The organism is Paraburkholderia sediminicola, assembly GCF_046027355.1.
Lineage (GTDB): Bacteria > Pseudomonadota > Gammaproteobacteria > Burkholderiales > Burkholderiaceae > Paraburkholderia > Paraburkholderia sediminicola_B.
In genome coordinates this window covers 1-1,091 of record NZ_JAQQEK010000119.1, presented here as the reverse complement: position 1 = coordinate 1,091, position 1,091 = coordinate 1, and the positions used below count along the sequence as shown (strand labels likewise).

The window sequence follows — 1,091 nt, the reverse complement described above, 5'->3', positions numbered from 1 at the left end:
TTCAAACCGAAGAAATCCGTCGCCCTGTCCGGCGTGACGGCCGGCAACACGGCGCTCTGCACAGTCGGCAAGACCGGCAATGACCTGCACTACCGCGGCTACGACATTCTCGATATCGCCAGCGCCTGCGAATTCGAAGAGATCGCGTACCTGCTCGTGCATGAAAAGCTGCCGACCCAGGCCGAACTCACCGCGTACAAGACGAAGCTCAAGGCGCTGCGCGGCCTGCCCGCGAACGTGAAAGCCGCGCTCGAATGGATTCCGGCCGCCGCGCATCCGATGGACGTGATGCGCACCGGCGTGTCGGTGCTCGGCACCGTGCTGCCGGAGAAAGACGACCACAACCTGCCGGGCGCGCGCGACATCGCCGATAAGCTGATGGCTTCGCTCGGTTCGATGCTGCTGTATTGGTACCACTACTCGCACAACGGCAAGCGCATCGAGGTGGAAACCGACGACGACTCGATCGGCGGCCACTTCCTGCATCTGCTGCACGGCGTGGAGCCGTCGAAGGCGTGGGTCGACGCAATGCATGTGTCGCTGAACCTGTACGCGGAGCATGAATTCAACGCGTCGACGTTCACTGGCCGCGTGATCGCGGGCACGGGATCGGACATCTATTCGGCGATCACCGGCGCGATCGGCGCGCTGCGCGGGCCGAAACACGGTGGCGCCAATGAAGTCGCGTTCGAGATCCAGTCGCGCTACCAGACGCCAGATGAAGCAGAAGCGGATATCCGCCGCCGCGTCGAGAGCAAGGAAGTGGTGATCGGTTTCGGCCACCCGGTGTACACGATTTCGGACCCGCGTAACAAGGTCATCAAGGAAATCGCGAAGAAGCTCTCGAAGGAAGCGGGCAACAGCAAGCTGTTCAATATCGCCGAGCGGCTGGAGTCGGTGATGTGGGACGCGAAGAAGATGTTCCCGAATCTCGACTGGTTCAGCGCGGTCTCGTATCACATGATGGGCGTGCCCACGGCGATGTTCACGCCGCTCTTCGTGATCTCGCGCACGGCCGGCTGGAGCGCGCACATCATCGAGCAACGCGTCGACAACAAGATCATCCGTCCGAGCGCGAATTACACCGGACC

At 62.2% G+C, this 1,091-nt stretch carries 1 protein-coding gene; it reads left to right on the top strand.

What is annotated here, in order from left to right:
* On the top strand, positions 1 to 1,091 hold a 1,091-nt coding region (gene prpC, locus PQR42_RS45535; protein WP_408496097.1), incomplete at both ends, for a bifunctional 2-methylcitrate synthase/citrate synthase.